Origin of the sequence: Alkalihalobacillus sp. CinArs1, assembly GCF_947387515.1 — a bacterium.
GTDB lineage: Bacteria > Bacillota > Bacilli > Bacillales > Guptibacillaceae > Guptibacillus.
On record NZ_CANDOB010000001.1, the window covers coordinates 1,004,379 to 1,019,805 of the forward strand.

Consider the following 15,427-nt stretch of genomic DNA (forward strand, 5'->3'; position numbering starts at 1 on the left):
TTATCTTTTTGAATTCCAAGCAGTTGTGTAAATGTTAAACAGCTCTTCAAGCTGTTTAACAAGGTTTAGCGCAAGAAGACCATTTCCTTCTGCACTATTCCGATATCCGATCGGAACAGTCCGCTTGATGAGCTGGGCATAGATTTCAGGTTCCGTTAGCGTTCTGTTAAATTCTTTCTCAGATAAATTCATTAACAGTGCTAACGCTCCAGATACATGCGGTGCTGACATTGAGGTACCAGACAACACTGCGTATTTGCTTTCAGGGAAAGTAGAGAGAATATCGACACCAGGTGCAATAAGGTCGATCTCATCGTTCGTATTTGAAAATGGTGCTAGCGTACGACTAAAAGATGAAGCACCTACCTCGATCACTTCGTTATAAGCTCCAGGATAAGCATATTCTGGTGTGTCAGCTCTTGCATCTCCTTCATTCCCTGCCGCACATACAACCGATATGTTTTGATCGATCGCGTCTTTTATCGCTTCATGAAGCTCTGGTAAGTCAGATGGGCCACCTAACGACATCGAAATAACATTCACCTTTTCACCGTTAGGGCCCTCCCAATCGATCGCATAACGAATTCCGCTTATGATGGATTCGTACGTGCCACTTCCCTCACCATTCAATACCTTCACGATTAGAAGCTTTGCTTCTGGAGCAACCCCTACGATTCCGTCCGCACCCTTCTCAGCGGCGATCGTTCCAGCCACATGAGTGCCATGCCCATTGTTATCATCATAGTTATCCGGGTCCGCATTATAATCTTTCGTAAAGTTCTTTCCACCAATAATTCTAGACTTGAGGTTAGGATGATCAACTTGGCATCCCGTGTCGACTACAGCCACTATTCTGTTTCTTCCACGATCAGATTCCTCCCAAATTTCAGGAGCCTGAATCATCTCTACACCGTCTGGATAAGCCTCATCAGCTTTACTGACTACTTCATTTACTTCAAATGGTATTAGTTTTACCTCGTTCATAAGTACCCCCTTCACGAGACGTTAACAGAATTATCTGATAAAAAGGGCGTTTTTGTCCAGTCCTATATGTGCTAATTCTTTCCTTTTTTCGAGATGCGACTGATTCCTTAGACCTATAAGAGGCGGGCTGTTTTCTCAGCAAGGCTGCTGCGCTCTGTATTTGAAAGCTGTGCGATGCCTACTTCGTCTTCTTGTTTCAACCGTTCTACAGCGTACGTCAGTCCATTGTTAACTGAGTCAAGGTAAGGATGATCGATTTGATCCGGATCACCGATCAACACGATTTTTGTCCCTTCGCCGACCCTGGTCAAGATCGTTTTCACTTCATGAGGAGATAAATTCTGTGCTTCATCTATAATGATGAATTGATTTGGAATGCTTCTGCCTCGAATGTATGTTAACCCTTCTATTTTCAGTGTATGAAGACCTGATAAAATATTCTCTAGTTCAGCTTCCGTTCGTGTATCAAAAAGAAATTCTAGATTATCGAAGATCGGCTGCATCCACGGTCGCAATTTATCTTCCTTTTCACCAGGAAGGAAGCCAATATCGTTTCCAACGGGTACGACCGGCTTCGAGATTAAGATCTTCTGATAAAATTGCTCATCCTCTGTTTGACTGAGACCTGCAGCGAGTGCAAGGAGCGTTTTTCCTGTTCCTGCCCTTCCAGTGACACAGACCAATGATACAGTCTTATCAAATAACAAATTCATCAACATGCGCTGTTGCACATTCTTCGGCGAAATTCCCCAGGCATTATAAGAATCCTTTTGGATTCCTTTCACAACCAAGCCATGATCTCCCATAACGACTTTTCCAATTCCTGAATGCTTGCTACCGAACAGATCCTTCATGATGATAAAGTCTTGAGGATAGACCTCGCCCTCTACGTAATCACGTAAACTTTCAAGAAGTAGCTCTTCTTCATAAAGTGCATTGATGAGATCTGGTGGAACGCTTATTTCTACATATCCTTTATGTAATCGATCGATGTCTTGAATTAAACGGTCACTTTCATATAGTTCCGGGAAGAACGTAGAAAGATCAAGCGATTTCTTTAGCGCATCAGCTTTCGCAATCATAAGCATGTCGTTTGAAACTAACGTAACTTCTCTAGATGCTTCGTAGCTTAAGTTAATCGCAACTGCAATGATTCGGTTATCATTGGAATCCTCTCTGAACTCACTTTGAAGCTTTTCAAAAGAACGATGGTTAAGCTCTATTCTAAATGATCCTCCTGAATCAAGAGCGATCGGCTGATCTAGTCTACCTTTATTTTCATTTCGAAGTTCTTTGTATATTCTTCCAAATTCACGTGCGTTTCTGCCCACTTCATTCATAAGTCGCTTCTTGGAATCGATTTCCTCGAGAACGATCGCAGGAATAACCACTTCATTCTCTCCAAATTGAAAGATGGAATGAGCATCGTGCAAAAGAATATTGGTGTCTAGAACAAAGGTTTTCAACAACAGAACAGCTCCTTTTTCAAGTGAAATAGAAAGACTGAAAAGATACGTTATCCTCTCAAGTTCATTATTCCAGATAAGAGGGAGCACAACCTAGCACCTTTACATAACTCAAATGAAGTTTACTATATTTTCACATTAGAAAACTTCACATTGCGCATTCATAGAAAGGATTGTATAATGAAACGGTGCTAAACATTATATCGTTCAAAGGGGAGTAGCTAGCTACAGTATGGTCGTCATGACGAGAAACGATGTTTCTCCGGCCACACTGGCAGTCTATCAGACTGTTAGCGAGACCTTTGCCCGCATGCCGGACAAAGGACCCTTCTTTATCATCCTGTCCGTCGTCATGGCAGGATTTTTTTATTTGCTATCATTTTTATGAGGAAGGTGTATTCATGGATTTATTTTCAGCAGAATTTTTTATGGCGTTGCTGAGCATCATTATGATCGATATCGTACTTGCTGGTGACAACGCCGTTCTTATCGGTATGGCTGCTCGTAACTTACCAGAGCAACAGCAAAAGAAAGTCATTTGGTTAGGCGCACTTGGTGCAATTGTTATTCGTTCAGTTGCAACACTCCTAGTCGTTTGGTTGCTAAAAATACCTGGTCTCCTTCTTATCGGAGGAGTCGTATTACTCTGGATTGCATATAAACTATTGAATGAGGAAGAGGAAGATGAAGAAGTAAAATCAGCAAGTAACTTGTGGGCGGCTGTCCGTACGATCATCATTGCTGATGCTGCTATGGGCCTTGATAATGTGATCGCAGTTGCAGGTGCGGCAAACGGAGATTTCCTACTTGTTGTCATCGGATTGATCATAAGTATTCCAATCGTCGTTTGGGGAAGCACACTTATTCTTAAGCTCATGGAGAAATATCCAGTTATCATCTTCATCGGAGCGGGAGTTCTTGCATGGACAGCTTCTAAGATGATTCTACACGAGCCTTTTATCGGTGACTTTATCAATCACAATGCGTTCATCGAGTGGACCTTTATGATACTAGTAACAGCTTTAGTGCTTCTTGCAGGCAAACTGAAGTCAACTTCGTCAAACCACGAGATTGCTCGTGAACATTAATGAAGAGCTCTGGGCGGACCAGAGCTCTTTTCTTATGTTTTCTCTTCACTAATATACTGCTTAAATATGCCATGTTCTTGAAACCCTAGCTTTCTCAAAACAGGTTCTGAGGTTCCAAGTCTCGCTTGCGTAACGGCAAAACGGCTCCCTTTCTCTCTAGCTTCCACTAGTCGATCTTCCACCATCTTTCGGTAAATCCCTCTTCCTCTGTATGACGGCAACACACCAGCACCAGTCATATAAAGAGTAAGACCGTCATGACTATAGCGATAGCTTGAGTAGCCTACCGGCTTCTCATCATCGAATGCTACTATAAATCCTCCTCGACGATCAGGAAGGTTTAAGTAGCTCACTCTCTCTTTATACGCTGCTTCTAAACTATTTTGGTCATAACCCCATACTTCACTGCTTAGTTTAGCGTGTAAGAACACATCTTCTTTTGTTTCTACATTTTTAATAAGAAAATGTGACGGTCTTTCTACAACATCTTCTATTGGCTTTGCTAAACCAACATATGTATCATAGTGGCTCATTCCAAGCTCTTTCAGCTTCGTTTCAAGGTCTGGATTATCTATGACCCACCAAGAAAAGGGCCGTCCCTCAAAATACTGAAATACAGAGGCAACATCATCAACAGATTGCTTGTACCTAACCACTCTGTTCGCATGAAGACTCGTAGAATTCAAGTTTTTTATCATAATTAGGTCTTCTTTTAAAACAAAGCGAATACATTCAGGTACAAACGATGGTTCATAGTCCCATTGAAGCGCTTCGATCTTTTCTAACATTTCGTACACCTACTTTTTTAACAGTCGATCATGATCTGTTTCAATGTCTTCTGGTTTGAGCCCGGTGGTTGCTGAGGCTTCCATCTGAAGGTTTCGGTTGCAGTTTTCGCATGTGAATGAAGACGACTTATTTCTTAGCAGTTTACGGTATTGGGGATGGCCAGGTTTAATTTCATATTCTTTTTTACAGAATAAACACGTCTTTATCATTAGATCTCCCCCTTTACTTATGTATTCTTCATGCCACCCATAATAAACCTGTAAAATGTCCAAATTGTCACATTCAGTTTTTGATTAGAATACATTATTCAAGGACATACTGGGAATAAAAGAACCATTAAGGGAGGTGTACTCTTGGAAGCGAATCAGCTAAGAAAAGCCATTGAACAACGGAAACACTTTTACATTTCAAAGCTGGTTGAAGCAGGTGCATACTCCACTTCTGATCAACACCTTTACCAGTGCACTTTGACAGACCTTGAGAAAGAGTACAAACAGCTAAATTACTAATTCGAAGAGATTCTAACTGAATCTCTTTTTTTATGTTAATCACGAAATAAATTAAAAATATATGTATAGAATAAACGTGATATGTCCAAGCTTAAGACATAGATAGATAAACTAGTAATGTTAGAAAGGATGATTTACTATGAATAAAGCAGAACTACTACACACCGTTGCTGAGAGAGCTGAGATGTCAAAGAAGGATACTGCAAGAGTGATAGACACATTGATGGATACGATTGCTGAGGCACTCGCAAAAGGTGAAAAAGTTCAACTCGTTGGCTTTGGTAACTTCGAAGTAAGAGAACGTTCCGCTCGTAAAGGGCGTAACCCGCAAACTGGAGAAGAAATCTTCATCCAAGCTTCAAAAACACCTGCTTTCAAACCAGGTAAAGCACTAAAAGAAAAAGTAGTCTAAACCTAAAAAGCTGGAATCATTTGATTCCAGCCTTTTCTATTAAGGAGTCCATATGGATATCGTAAAATATGTAGTAACTGCGGCAACAATCGTGATGCTATGTTATTTTTATTATCGGATGGCAAAAAAATAACGAGCGCGCCCTAGAGCGCGCTTAACTGTTTATTAAGCTTGTTATACCAATCCTCTGAAAGCTCTTTCGCTAGCATCGCCTGCTCAAGACCCTTCCGATCTTTTCTGTCATGGTATGTTAGACGATTTACCATCGCAACACTCACATCATGATCTGGCCTTTTGTGAATGCTTACCTTTTCACCAGCAGATACATAACCTTCCTGAAGAACTCTTAGATAATATCCGCTAAATCCATTGTCAGTTACTTGTTTTACCATGTCGTCAACACGGAACTTACTTGCGAGTTTATAACACGGTTTCCTTGGTAAGCTTACTTGTACTAAGATTTCTCCTATACAGTAGATATCACCAATTCTCGCCTCATTTTCATCTAAACCGGAGATGGTAAAATTCTCGCCAAATGCTCCAGGAGATAGTTTACGACTCAACTTCTCTTCCCAGTAAGGATAATGCTCATAAGGGTATACACAGATCGCTTTCTCAGGTCCACCATGATGAACACGATCAGCCTGTCCATCCCCTTCTACCTGCACTGTAGATACATAAACCGGCTCATGAGTAGATGTTTTTATAATACCTGATTCCATCACATTTCCTTTGTAACTGATTTCAACAGGCTTCCCAACATTTACGCTGATTAGATTTTTCATAGTCTTACCTCCCTCCTCTCTAATCGTAGCATAAATTTCCATTTCTAGAATGTTTGAAAATGAAAAAGCAGTCCCGAAAAAGGACTGCTTTTCATTATGAATGCTTATCATCTAGACGCTTTTCTATTTCTGCTAACTCCTTCTCATTTTTAAGAAGCTCTGCTTTATTTTGCTCGACAAGCTGTTTAAACGTTAATTTCTTGTGCTTTTTCACAATAACCCACCAACTTTCTGTCTGTATGCTAATGATTATACATCAGCAATACATAAGATAAGTTTACTAATTGTTAAAATTTTATGAAAATTAACACATAATTTAGTTTATTCATCTTTTTTTCTAATATAACCTTGTTCTTTTAAGGTTCTTTTTTTCATTTATAATGATGAGAGAAAGGGGTTTTTTATGATGGGATACGTTGAGGAATTACGAAGCCTCGTAGGTAAACGCCCTCTTATCCTAGTGGGGTCAGTCGTGATCATTCGTAATAAAGAAGGGGCTATTCTATTGCAACAAAGGAATGAAAAGAAAAAACGCTGGGGGTTACCTGGTGGGTTGATGGAGCCTGGAGAATCTACAGAAGAAACCGCTATTCGTGAAGCGAAGGAGGAAACAGGATTACGAATACGTTCACTCACTCTTTTTCAAATGTACTCTGGTTCAGAGTTTTTTACTGTAGCTGATAATGGAGATGAGTTTTACTCTGTCACAGCTGCCTATCATACGGATCATTACACTGGTCAATTGACTTCAAAACAAGAAGAAAGCTTGTCCTATGCGTTTTTTGACCCAACCTCTCTACCTGATAATATGGTCGGTAGTCATCGAAGAATGATTTCTGATTACGTAACCATCTCTACAAAATAAACAAACAGCCTGGCAATTCGCCAGGCTGTTTGTCTACAGTTACTCTCCTAAATTAACGTTGTGGTATACCTGCTGTACATCTTCAAGATCTTCGAGCACGTCTACTAGTTTTTCAAATTGTTCCTGTGACTCTGCTGGAAGGTCGACCTCATTTTGAGGGAGCATTGTTAATTCCGCAACAGTAAATTCAGTGATTCCTTCGTTTTTCAGCGCTTCCTGAACTGCATGAAACTGATCAGGTTCAGCATAGATGATCACAGCATCCTCTTCTTCTAGTAAATCTCTAACGTCGATGTCTGCTTCCATCAATAGCTCAAGCAGTTCGTCAGCCGTTTTTCCTTCGATACCAAATACAGCTGTCGGATCAAACATATAAGCTACAGAACCATTCACACCCATGTTTCCACCGTTTTTTCCAAAAGCCGCTCTCACATCTGAAGCAGTACGGTTCACGTTGTTTGTTAGTGTCTCTACGATCAACATCGAACCGTCTGGGCCAAATCCTTCATAACGAAGGTTGTCATAGTTTTCTTCAGATCCGCCTTTTGCTTTCTCAATCGCACGATCGATGATTGCTTTTGGAACATTGTATGTTTTCGCACGTTCTAGTACTAGTCGTAGTGCCTGGTTTGCTACTGGGTCTGGCTCTCCCTGCTTAGCTGCTACATATATTTCACGACCGAACTTGGCATAAATTCTACTCGTATTTGCATCTTTTGAAGCTTTTTTTTCTTTAATGTTATTCCATTTTCGTCCCATTACGTTCCACTCTCTTTCGACTTAATCTTACCCACTATTTCATGGTTATGAACACTTTCATGAAAATACACTAACACTTCTCTATTAATTATAGCACATCGTAGTGACCGCTTATTGAGATTCACCTTTAGAAATGGCAGCAGGATAACCGTTTCCTTTTTGTACAAGAAGAGTATGATGGTAATTAGAAAGGTGGGGTAAAATGCAGAATCAAAGAGTAAGAGATTATGGTATTTCTATAGGAGAATTAAAAACGGGACCGCTAAATTCTATAACCGACGTGACAGGGGTTACAGTTGGACATGCTACGTTAAGTAACGGTGAGATGCAAACTGGCGTAACAGCTATCCTTCCCCATCAAGGGAATACATTTAGAGAAAAATGCATGGCTTCTACTCATGTGATCAATGGTTTTGGAAAAACCATGGGTACGATTCAAATGACCGAACTTGGAACATTGGAAACGCCAATTCTGTTAACAAACACACTTAGCATTGGAACAGCATCAGATGCACTCATCGAATACATGCTCGATCGATGCCCTGAAATCGGTCATTCAACAGGAACGGTCAATCCTGTCATTGGAGAATGCAATGACATGTTTCTTAACAATATCCGAGCAAAATACGTGAAGAAAGAACATGTTTTTGAAGCAATTTCTAACGCTTCTACACATGTAGAAGAAGGCGCAGTTGGAGCAGGTACTGGTATGCTTTGTTACTCGTTAAAAGGTGGGGTTGGAACTTCATCTAGAATGATGGAAATGGCGCATGGCACCTATACACTAGGTGTTCTTGTCGTAACCAATTTCGGTATATTACGAGACCTGCGTATCGATGGAAAAGCAATCGGTGAAGAGCTCAAAGCAAATCTATTACATAAATGGGAAGAAAAAGACAAGGGTTCAATTATGGTGATCGTTGCCACAGACCTTCCTGTTTCGGAGCGACAGCTAAATCGGATCATCAAACGATCCGTAACGGGCTTATCGAGGACAGGTTCCATCATTACTACTGGAAGCGGCGAAATCATCATTGGATTTTCTACAGCAAACAAGATTCCACACGAGAGATCTTCAGAACCGTTACAACTTCAAACGATCCACGAAGAAGACATCGACCTAGCATTCCGAGCGGTAGGTGAAGCTACTGAAGAAGCGGTGCTAAATTCACTAACACAGGCAACACATGTTGTAGGTAGAGACGGAAACGAGCGACCAGCATTAAAGGATTTGTTAGAGGAGTTTGATATCCGAATGAATTATTCTAGATAAAATACACGCAAAAAAACCATTGGAATCTATCAATGGTTTTTTTGATTTTTGTTGTTTAGTTTTAAAGCCCCAGCCAATTTGGAATGAGCAATACTGCCCCCTCCCAATATGTAATGACAAACAAGATAAGTATTCCCATAATTAAGAAAGGCATTGTGGATTTCACAAGCTTTTCGAAGCGTACTTCTGCAATCGAAGATACAATAAATAACCCTGTACCAACTGGTGGTGTCAATAATCCAATCGTCAAATTAATACAAATGATTACCCCAAAATGAATAGGGTCTATTTCAAAAGCTGTGAGCAGCGGCATAAATACTGGCACAAGAATAATTAAAGCAGCGATGCCATCAAGTACAGCTCCTAGTAACAACAATAGTATATTTACAAGGAATAAAAATACAAAAGGATTATCAGACAAAGTTGTCATAGCGGATACAATAGCTTGTGGAATTTGTTCAAAGGCTATCATCCATCCAAATATGTTAGCCATCGCAATTAGAAATGTAACTGTGGCAGTAGCTATAACCGTATTGATTAATATACCTGGGATTTTATTGAAAGTTAGTTCTCTATAGAGTAGAGCTCCTACCAAGTATGCAACCACTGAGGCTATTGCAGCAGATTCAGTTGCAGTAAAAGCGCCACTTAAAATACCTGCAATAATAATAAATGGTACAAGAAGCGCCGGGAGTACATTCAACGTACTTTTGAATATTTCTCTCCCAGTGGCTTTTGTGGTTTTTTTAAAGTTGTATTTATAGCCAATGAACGCAATAAGAGAAATAAAACCTATCCCATATAAAATCCCAGGGATTATACCTGCCATAAATAGTCCACCGATTGAAGTACCCGACAGAGTACCATATATTATAAAAATCATGCTCGGTGGTATGATTGGCGCAACAATAGATGAAGCAAGTGTAAGTGCTGATGAAAACTCTTTGTTATACCCTTCCTTTTCCATCTCTGGAACCATCACTTTACTCATCATGGCCGCTTGAGCATTGGCTGATCCAAGGATTGATGCTAAGAACATGTTCGCAACTACTGTTACATAAGCAAGGCCTCCTCTAACATGTCCAAATAGAACTCTTGCAAATGTGACGAGCCTCTTTGTAATCCCTCCACCATTCATCAATTCTCCAGCAAGCATGAATAGCGGGATAGCCAATAATCCAAAATTATCAAGTCCCGAATATAAGCGCATAGGTGTTGACTCGAGCAACGTGGTATTCCCCACGAGAAAGAAATAAAGAATTGTTGTAATACCAAGAACCAGTGAAATAGGAATGGCCATAAAAAGCAACACAAAAAATAGAATAACAATTAGTATTGTCATAGTTCACCTTTCTTTCTCACGATGTCCATTAAATTTGAGAGTAGATGAATTGCTGAAAAGGTTAATCCGAGTGGAACGGCTAAATAGGGAATCCACATTGGCAACAACATAGCTGTGGATTTTTGAAATGCTACACTCGGCGAAGTAATCCACTTAAAGCTATAAATAATCAGTAAAATGAGAAAAAGGAGCATAATTATATGCCCTGAAATTAATAATATTTTTTTAATCTTTTTTGGAGCATAATCTAAAACGATTGTAACTGCAGCTTGAGATTTATATTTAAGTCCCAAGCTGCCACCTATAAAACTTATCCAAATAAGAAGAAAAACAGAAACTTCTCCCGCCCACGACAATGGTGCATTCAGTACATATCTAAAAGCTACAGCGAGAGTAACGACGATTGCCATAGAAAACATCAGGATAACCGAAAGATTTTTTTCTATTCTAGATATACCATGGCTTATCAGTTTCATTTTAGTGACCCCCTGTTATAACTAGTTGCGGAACGTATCAATGAATTCTTGAATCAATGGATTTGTTGGTCCATACTTCTCATCAAACATCTTCTTCTGCTCTTCAAACACTGAGGAGTCTAGTTCGTAGATATTCATCCCATTATCCTTAAGTTGCTGTTTAAACTCTTCCTCTTGTCCTGCTCTTGTCACAGCAGCGTACTCAGCGGCTGCTGCAATAGATTCCTTGATAATTTGCTGGTCTTCTTCGGACATTCCTTCAAAAGTAGATTTATTCACCATTGCGACAGACGGCCAGACCATATGATTTGTAACAGCACCATGTTTAACAACTTCATAGTACTTATTTGTAATAGCTGCGTCTAAATCCATATCCATCCCATCGATAACCCCAGTTTGCACAGCTGAGTATACTTCCGGCAATGGAAGGCCTTCAGTTGAAGCTCCTGTAGCCTTATAAAAATCTTGCATTGGAGGACTTGGCGTAACCCGAAGTTTTAAACCATCCATATCCGCTGTTGTTTTAACTTCTTTATCCTTAAATAACATTACACGTTGACCCGCAAAGAGATAATCTAATCCTACTAATCCTTGCTGATCCAGCGTCCCTAATATTTTTTTTGCAATTTCTGAGTCTCTTTCTGCATTAGCTTCGTTTAGATCTTCAAATGCGTATGGAGTAAACCAAGCTGCAAACGCCGGTTCACGTGAACTCATATAAGCTGCTGTAATAAAGCCAAAATCGACAGACCCTGCTGCTATTTGCTCGACCATGTCTGCTTCACTTCCAAGCTGACTTGAAGGATAGATTTCCATCTTCATTCTTCCGTCTGAACGTGTTTCGAGTTCTTCTTTAAATTTTTCTGCCGCTTTATGCCACATATGCGTAGGCGGAGTAATATGCGCTAGCTTGAAGTTATACGTTTTGCCAGCTCCATCTCCTGAAGTAGCAGTACCAACCGACTCAGAATCATTACACCCTGTAAGTGAGAAAATCATAAGTGAAATTGACAAAAGGAATACACTCCATTTTTTTATCTTCTTCATCTCATTTCCCCCAAATAGTTTAATAGGTTCATTAATATAAAGCGCTTTCACTTTTTTCAATGGATTAAGCAGTACTGGTGTTGCTTACTAACTGTTTTCGACTGCGATTTGAATAAGACCAACCTAATAGAGTTAAAGCTTCTTGGACTTTCCCTTGAGATAGATGGTTTCGAATCCTAGTTGAAGAAATAACATCACCATTTGAACAGCGGACGGTATTAGTAGGTTCGACTTTAAAGTGCCTGGCTAAGAGATTTAAATCTCCAGCTCGTTTTTTTCCAAAGCGGAAGTCCCTTCCCACATGAATTTCTAGAGGATTGTACTCTCCCAATTCTTCAATAAAGCTTTCTGAAGTTCTGTTGATATAAAATTCATCAAATTTTGCTACCACAACATGGTCGACCCTGAGCGCTTCAAAACGAGCTAACTTCTCTTCTACTGTCGTCAACATTTGAGCTTTTTGAAAAAAACAGCGAGGGGGAGGATCAAAGGTATATACAAGGCTCGGTACTCCTAATCCCTTTGCTCTACTCACTGCATGAGATATAACTTTTTGATGTCCTTTGTGAACGCCATCAAAAGCTCCTATAGAAACTACGGATCCTAAAAACAGTGGTCCTCGTTCAAGATGCACTTCCACCGTTCCACCCCCTTTTATGAACTAAATGACTAAACAATATTCCCTAACCTTTTTGTGCATTTATTCATTACTTTTTCTTTCTTCAGCTTTACTTAATCCTCCCACGCTCCAATTTTCTTCAGGGATTTCTTGTAATATCACGCGTACTTTATTTATATCAATATCAAGATTTTTACTGATCGCCTGGCTAACCTCTCTTACCAACTTCCTTTTCACTTCAATACTCCTACCTTGTAGTATGTGAATATGAGTAATGGGCATATGTTTTATCCTTTTACTTCAAAACTCAATTTACCAAGTGGGCCAAAGTCAACAGTAATATCGTCACCGTCGAATACTTTAACAGCTTCTGTTATGCCACCCGTTAGAATAACCATCCCTGGCTTGATAGAAAGACCTTCTTTATTGATCATTCTGGTAAGTTCGACAATAGACTTTATGGGATGTCCAAGAACAGCTGCCCCACTTCCTTTTTGAACTTCCTCACCATTCTGCTTCATCGTTACATTCACATCGCTTAACGAGGTATGGAATGGTGAATAAGCTTGGTTACCCAAAATAAATTTAGAAGATGATGCATTATCGGCTACTACGTCAACTAATGTAAATGAAAAGTTTCGATATCGACTATCAATAATTTCAACTGCAGGCAAGATAAACTCTGTTGCACTCCAAATATCTTTTGGAGTTAAATGATCTCCTTTAAGTTCTTTCTTCATGACGAAGGCGATTTCAGGTTCTACTCTAGGGTGGATTAATCCATTAAGTTTTAAAACGGACTCTGTTACTTCCATCTTTTTAGTTAAACGTCCATAAATCGGTTCCTTAACCCCTACGGATTCTTGCTTAGCTTTACTGGTTAGTCCCATTTTCCAACCAACCATGGTTTCTCCTCTTAATTCAGCTTGGTCTATACATAGTTTTTGAATTTCATAGGCATCTTCCACTGTAAGAGAAGGGTGATCAATCGTAATTTTATCCATTTCAGTACCTTTTACTTGATGTGTATCAATATGTTCTGCAATCTGATTTAAAGTCAGTGTCTTAGTTTCCACTATCTAACCTCCTACAACTTACTTTTTTGCCAGCTCTCTAGCAACATCTACAATCATATCTTCTTGACCGCCAACGACCTTTCTCTTTCCAAGCTCCACCAAAATATTTCTAGAATCCACATTGAATTTTTTGGCTGCTCTGTTAGCATGAAGCAGAAAGCTTGAGTAAACACCGGCATAACCAAGCACCAGACTTCCTTTTGAAATCTCTTGAGGCTTGTCTAATAGTGGTGCAACAACGTCTTCGGCCAGATCCATCATTTTATATAGATCAATACCGGTCTTAATCTTCATTCGCTCTAAGACTGCGATAAGTACTTCCGTCTGAGTATTTCCTGCCCCAGCTCCAAGACAACGAACGCTACCATCGATCATCGTAGCACCTTCTTCTATAGCTGCAAGTGTATTTGCCATTGCAAGAGAAAGATTATTATGACCGTGAAAACCAATCTTTATTGTAAGGTGTTCTCTTAGAGCGCGAATACGTTCTTTTACTTGATGAGGCAGCAATGCTCCTGCAGAATCTACTACGTAAACAGTATCCGCTCCATAGTTCTCCATTAATTTTGCCTGTTCCACCAGTTTTTCAGTAGAAACCATATGGGCCATCATTAAAAACCCTACTGTTTCCATTCCAAGCTTTTTTGCAACTTCTATATGTTGTTTTGACACATCAGCTTCTGTTACATGGGTTGCGACTCTTGCCATTCTCGCCCCCAAATTCTCTGCTTCTCTTAAGTGTTCAACTGTGCCAATACCTGGCAATAGCAAAACACCTACTTTTGAATTCTTGCAGACAGATACTGCTGCTGAAATAAGCTCCATCTCATCTGTCATCGAGAGGCCATATTGAAGCGAAGAGCCTCCCAGACCGTCTCCATGTGAAACTTCTATATAAGGCACATTCGCCTCATCCAGTGCTTGTGCTACTGACTTAACCTGTTCAATCGAGTAGCTATGACCAACTGCGTGACTTCCATCCCGGAGAGCTACTTCTGTAATGAATACTTCACGTTGGTTCAATTGGATTCTCCTTTTTGTTCAAACTTTATTAGAGAGTTGTACTTTAGCAAGTTCTTCTGCAACTTTTACTGCAGAAGATGTCATGATATCTAAGTTTCCTGAGTAGTTTGGGAGATAATCACCAGCTCCTTCAACCTCGAGAAATACCGTAACTTTGTTACCATCAATGATAGGTTCTGATCTTAATCGGTAACCAGGCACGTAATCCTGTACTTTACTGACCATATCGTAGATGGATTGTGAAACTCTTGCTTCATCCATGTCTCCATCTACAAGACAGTAAACCGTATCTCTCATAATGATTGGAGGATCAGCTGGATTCAGAATAATAATTGCTTTTCCCTTCTTGGCCCCGCCAATTTGTTCTATTCCTTTAGAGGTTGTTACTGTAAATTCATCAATATTAGCCCGAGTACCTGGACCTGCACTTCTACTTGCAATAGTGGCAACAATTTCTGCATATTCTACTTCGCAAATTTGATTTACAGCATGTACGATAGGGATTGTAGCCTGTCCTCCACATGTGATCATATTTACGTTTTTAACATCCACGTGCTCCCTCAGATTAACAGTAGGAACAACAAATGGACCTAATGCAGCTGGAGTAAGGTCGATCACCTTTTTCCCAATTTTATTCAGAAGATCAGCATGATGGATATGGGCTTTCGCTGAAGTAGCATCAAAGAGAATCTCTGCTAAATCAGGATTTTTTAAGAACCCTTCAATTCCATTCTCAATCACATGTATTCCAAGTTTTTTTGCTCGATTTAGTCCCTCTGACTTCGGATCAATTCCTATCATCGTTGTCAATTCGAGCGTAGTAGATCTACATAATTTCAACATCAAATCAGATCCAATGTTTCCTGAACCTATAATACCGACTTTAAGCTTAGGCAATGAACTTCCTCCCCCTG

Annotated in this window: 20 protein-coding genes; 5 read left to right on the plus strand and 15 right to left on the minus strand. The window is 39.9% G+C overall.

All coding sequences use genetic code 11. The features are described 5' to 3' along the window. Together PFZ69_RS05230 and PFZ69_RS05235 are read right to left on the minus strand one after the other, a co-directional pair. Positions 1 to 984 carry a S8 family peptidase gene (locus PFZ69_RS05230; RefSeq protein ID WP_270179956.1) on the minus strand — a complete coding sequence of 328 codons (984 nt, stop codon included), beginning with the start codon at positions 982 to 984 and terminating at the stop codon, positions 1 to 3. A gap of 113 nt (positions 985 to 1,097) precedes the next feature. After that, a complete protein-coding gene (locus PFZ69_RS05235) occupies positions 1,098 to 2,453 on the minus strand; it encodes a PhoH family protein (RefSeq protein WP_333489730.1) in 1,356 nt (451 codons plus the stop codon). A 398-nt stretch (positions 2,454 to 2,851) separates the two neighbouring features. Between PFZ69_RS05235 and PFZ69_RS05240 the strand changes: the two genes are divergently transcribed. Continuing rightward, positions 2,852 to 3,538 carry a TerC family protein gene (locus PFZ69_RS05240; RefSeq protein WP_270179957.1) on the plus strand — a complete coding sequence of 229 codons (687 nt, stop codon included), beginning with the start codon at positions 2,852 to 2,854 and terminating at the stop codon, positions 3,536 to 3,538. Positions 3,539 to 3,570: 32 nt separating this feature from the next. Here the strand turns inward: PFZ69_RS05240 and PFZ69_RS05245 are convergent, their stop codons facing one another. Together PFZ69_RS05245 and PFZ69_RS05250 are read right to left on the minus strand one after the other, a co-directional pair. Continuing rightward, on the minus strand, positions 3,571 to 4,326 hold the full coding sequence (locus tag PFZ69_RS05245; RefSeq protein WP_270179958.1) for a GNAT family N-acetyltransferase: 756 nt from the start codon (positions 4,324 to 4,326) through the stop codon (positions 3,571 to 3,573). A gap of 9 nt (positions 4,327 to 4,335) precedes the next feature. Beyond that, positions 4,336 to 4,536, minus strand: coding sequence for a hypothetical protein (locus PFZ69_RS05250; RefSeq protein ID WP_270179959.1), 201 nt, complete (start codon positions 4,534 to 4,536; stop codon positions 4,336 to 4,338). A gap of 144 nt (positions 4,537 to 4,680) precedes the next feature. Here PFZ69_RS05250 and PFZ69_RS05255 point away from each other — a divergent pair, with 144 nt between their 5' ends. Together PFZ69_RS05255 and PFZ69_RS05260 are read left to right on the plus strand one after the other, a co-directional pair. Continuing rightward, positions 4,681 to 4,836, plus strand: coding sequence for a Fur-regulated basic protein FbpA (locus PFZ69_RS05255; RefSeq protein ID WP_270179960.1), 156 nt, complete (start codon positions 4,681 to 4,683; stop codon positions 4,834 to 4,836). A 139-nt stretch (positions 4,837 to 4,975) separates the two neighbouring features. After that, a complete protein-coding gene (locus PFZ69_RS05260) occupies positions 4,976 to 5,248 on the plus strand; it encodes an HU family DNA-binding protein (RefSeq protein WP_270179961.1) in 273 nt (90 codons plus the stop codon). A 143-nt stretch (positions 5,249 to 5,391) separates the two neighbouring features. Here the strand turns inward: PFZ69_RS05260 and PFZ69_RS05265 are convergent, their stop codons facing one another. Continuing rightward, positions 5,392 to 6,033 (minus strand): MOSC domain-containing protein, encoded by a 642-nt coding sequence (locus PFZ69_RS05265; RefSeq protein WP_270179962.1) that lies wholly within the window; start codon positions 6,031 to 6,033, stop codon positions 5,392 to 5,394. A gap of 94 nt (positions 6,034 to 6,127) precedes the next feature. Further along, positions 6,128 to 6,247 (minus strand): FbpB family small basic protein, encoded by a 120-nt coding sequence (locus PFZ69_RS05270; protein WP_318246487.1) that lies wholly within the window; start codon positions 6,245 to 6,247, stop codon positions 6,128 to 6,130. Between the two features lie 192 nt (positions 6,248 to 6,439). Between PFZ69_RS05270 and PFZ69_RS05275 the strand changes: the two genes are divergently transcribed. After that, complete coding sequence (locus PFZ69_RS05275; protein ID WP_270180623.1) at positions 6,440 to 6,898, plus strand: NUDIX hydrolase; 459 nt, start codon at positions 6,440 to 6,442, stop codon at positions 6,896 to 6,898. 39 nt (positions 6,899 to 6,937) lie between these two features. Here the strand turns inward: PFZ69_RS05275 and PFZ69_RS05280 are convergent, their stop codons facing one another. Next, the gene (locus tag PFZ69_RS05280) at positions 6,938 to 7,657 is read right to left on the minus strand and encodes a YebC/PmpR family DNA-binding transcriptional regulator (RefSeq protein ID WP_270179963.1); all 720 of its coding nucleotides are present in this window, start codon (positions 7,655 to 7,657) and stop codon (positions 6,938 to 6,940) included. A gap of 202 nt (positions 7,658 to 7,859) precedes the next feature. Between PFZ69_RS05280 and PFZ69_RS05285 the strand changes: the two genes are divergently transcribed. Next, entirely contained in the window at positions 7,860 to 8,930 is a 1,071-nt protein-coding gene (locus PFZ69_RS05285; protein ID WP_270179964.1) for a DmpA family aminopeptidase, read from the plus strand. Positions 8,931 to 8,991: 61 nt separating this feature from the next. Here the strand turns inward: PFZ69_RS05285 and PFZ69_RS05290 are convergent, their stop codons facing one another. The 8 genes from PFZ69_RS05290 to PFZ69_RS05325 form a co-directional block, all read right to left on the minus strand. Further along, the gene (locus tag PFZ69_RS05290) at positions 8,992 to 10,272 is read right to left on the minus strand and encodes a TRAP transporter large permease (RefSeq protein ID WP_270179965.1); all 1,281 of its coding nucleotides are present in this window, start codon (positions 10,270 to 10,272) and stop codon (positions 8,992 to 8,994) included. Continuing rightward, positions 10,269 to 10,748 carry a TRAP transporter small permease gene (locus tag PFZ69_RS05295; RefSeq protein WP_270179966.1) on the minus strand — a complete coding sequence of 160 codons (480 nt, stop codon included), beginning with the start codon at positions 10,746 to 10,748 and terminating at the stop codon, positions 10,269 to 10,271. Before PFZ69_RS05295 ends, PFZ69_RS05290 begins: the two co-directional genes overlap by 4 nt. Positions 10,749 to 10,769: 21 nt before the next feature. Beyond that, entirely contained in the window at positions 10,770 to 11,795 is a 1,026-nt protein-coding gene (locus PFZ69_RS05300) for a TRAP transporter substrate-binding protein (RefSeq protein ID WP_270179967.1), read from the minus strand. A gap of 64 nt (positions 11,796 to 11,859) precedes the next feature. Further along, positions 11,860 to 12,435, minus strand: coding sequence for an FAD synthetase family protein (locus tag PFZ69_RS05305; protein WP_270179968.1), 576 nt, complete (start codon positions 12,433 to 12,435; stop codon positions 11,860 to 11,862). A gap of 60 nt (positions 12,436 to 12,495) precedes the next feature. Beyond that, on the minus strand, positions 12,496 to 12,696 hold the full coding sequence (locus PFZ69_RS05310) for a 2-hydroxymuconate tautomerase family protein (RefSeq protein WP_270179969.1): 201 nt from the start codon (positions 12,694 to 12,696) through the stop codon (positions 12,496 to 12,498). A 5-nt stretch (positions 12,697 to 12,701) separates the two neighbouring features. Further along, a complete protein-coding gene (locus PFZ69_RS05315; protein ID WP_270179970.1) occupies positions 12,702 to 13,490 on the minus strand; it encodes a 2-keto-4-pentenoate hydratase in 789 nt (262 codons plus the stop codon). Between the two features lie 18 nt (positions 13,491 to 13,508). Continuing rightward, positions 13,509 to 14,513, minus strand: coding sequence for a 4-hydroxy-2-oxovalerate aldolase (dmpG, locus tag PFZ69_RS05320; protein WP_270179971.1), 1,005 nt, complete (start codon positions 14,511 to 14,513; stop codon positions 13,509 to 13,511). Positions 14,514 to 14,531: 18 nt separating this feature from the next. Then, positions 14,532 to 15,410, minus strand: a complete 879-nt coding sequence (locus PFZ69_RS05325) for an acetaldehyde dehydrogenase (acetylating) (protein ID WP_270179972.1) — start codon at positions 15,408 to 15,410, stop codon at positions 14,532 to 14,534. Positions 15,411 to 15,427: the final 17 nt, after the last annotated feature.

What these genes read in the sequence shown, in the direction of transcription:
- PFZ69_RS05230 (WP_270179956.1), bottom strand. Translation starts at nt 984, where the DNA reads ATGAACGAGGTAAAACTAATACCATTTGAAGTAAATGAAGTAGTCAGT.
- PFZ69_RS05240 (WP_270179957.1), top strand. Translation starts at nt 2,852, where the DNA reads ATGGATTTATTTTCAGCAGAATTTTTTATGGCGTTGCTGAGCATCATT.
- PFZ69_RS05245 (WP_270179958.1), bottom strand. Translation starts at nt 4,326, where the DNA reads ATGTTAGAAAAGATCGAAGCGCTTCAATGGGACTATGAACCATCGTTT.
- PFZ69_RS05250 (WP_270179959.1), bottom strand. Translation starts at nt 4,536, where the DNA reads ATGATAAAGACGTGTTTATTCTGTAAAAAAGAATATGAAATTAAACCT.
- PFZ69_RS05260 (WP_270179961.1), top strand. Translation starts at nt 4,976, where the DNA reads ATGAATAAAGCAGAACTACTACACACCGTTGCTGAGAGAGCTGAGATG.
- PFZ69_RS05265 (WP_270179962.1), bottom strand. Translation starts at nt 6,033, where the DNA reads ATGAAAAATCTAATCAGCGTAAATGTTGGGAAGCCTGTTGAAATCAGT.
- PFZ69_RS05275 (WP_270180623.1), top strand. Translation starts at nt 6,440, where the DNA reads ATGGGATACGTTGAGGAATTACGAAGCCTCGTAGGTAAACGCCCTCTT.
- PFZ69_RS05280 (WP_270179963.1), bottom strand. Translation starts at nt 7,657, where the DNA reads ATGGGACGAAAATGGAATAACATTAAAGAAAAAAAAGCTTCAAAAGAT.
- PFZ69_RS05285 (WP_270179964.1), top strand. Translation starts at nt 7,860, where the DNA reads ATGCAGAATCAAAGAGTAAGAGATTATGGTATTTCTATAGGAGAATTA.
- PFZ69_RS05290 (WP_270179965.1), bottom strand. Translation starts at nt 10,272, where the DNA reads ATGACAATACTAATTGTTATTCTATTTTTTGTGTTGCTTTTTATGGCC.
- PFZ69_RS05295 (WP_270179966.1), bottom strand. Translation starts at nt 10,748, where the DNA reads ATGAAACTGATAAGCCATGGTATATCTAGAATAGAAAAAAATCTTTCG.
- PFZ69_RS05300 (WP_270179967.1), bottom strand. Translation starts at nt 11,795, where the DNA reads ATGAAGAAGATAAAAAAATGGAGTGTATTCCTTTTGTCAATTTCACTT.
- PFZ69_RS05310 (WP_270179969.1), bottom strand. Translation starts at nt 12,696, where the DNA reads ATGCCCATTACTCATATTCACATACTACAAGGTAGGAGTATTGAAGTG.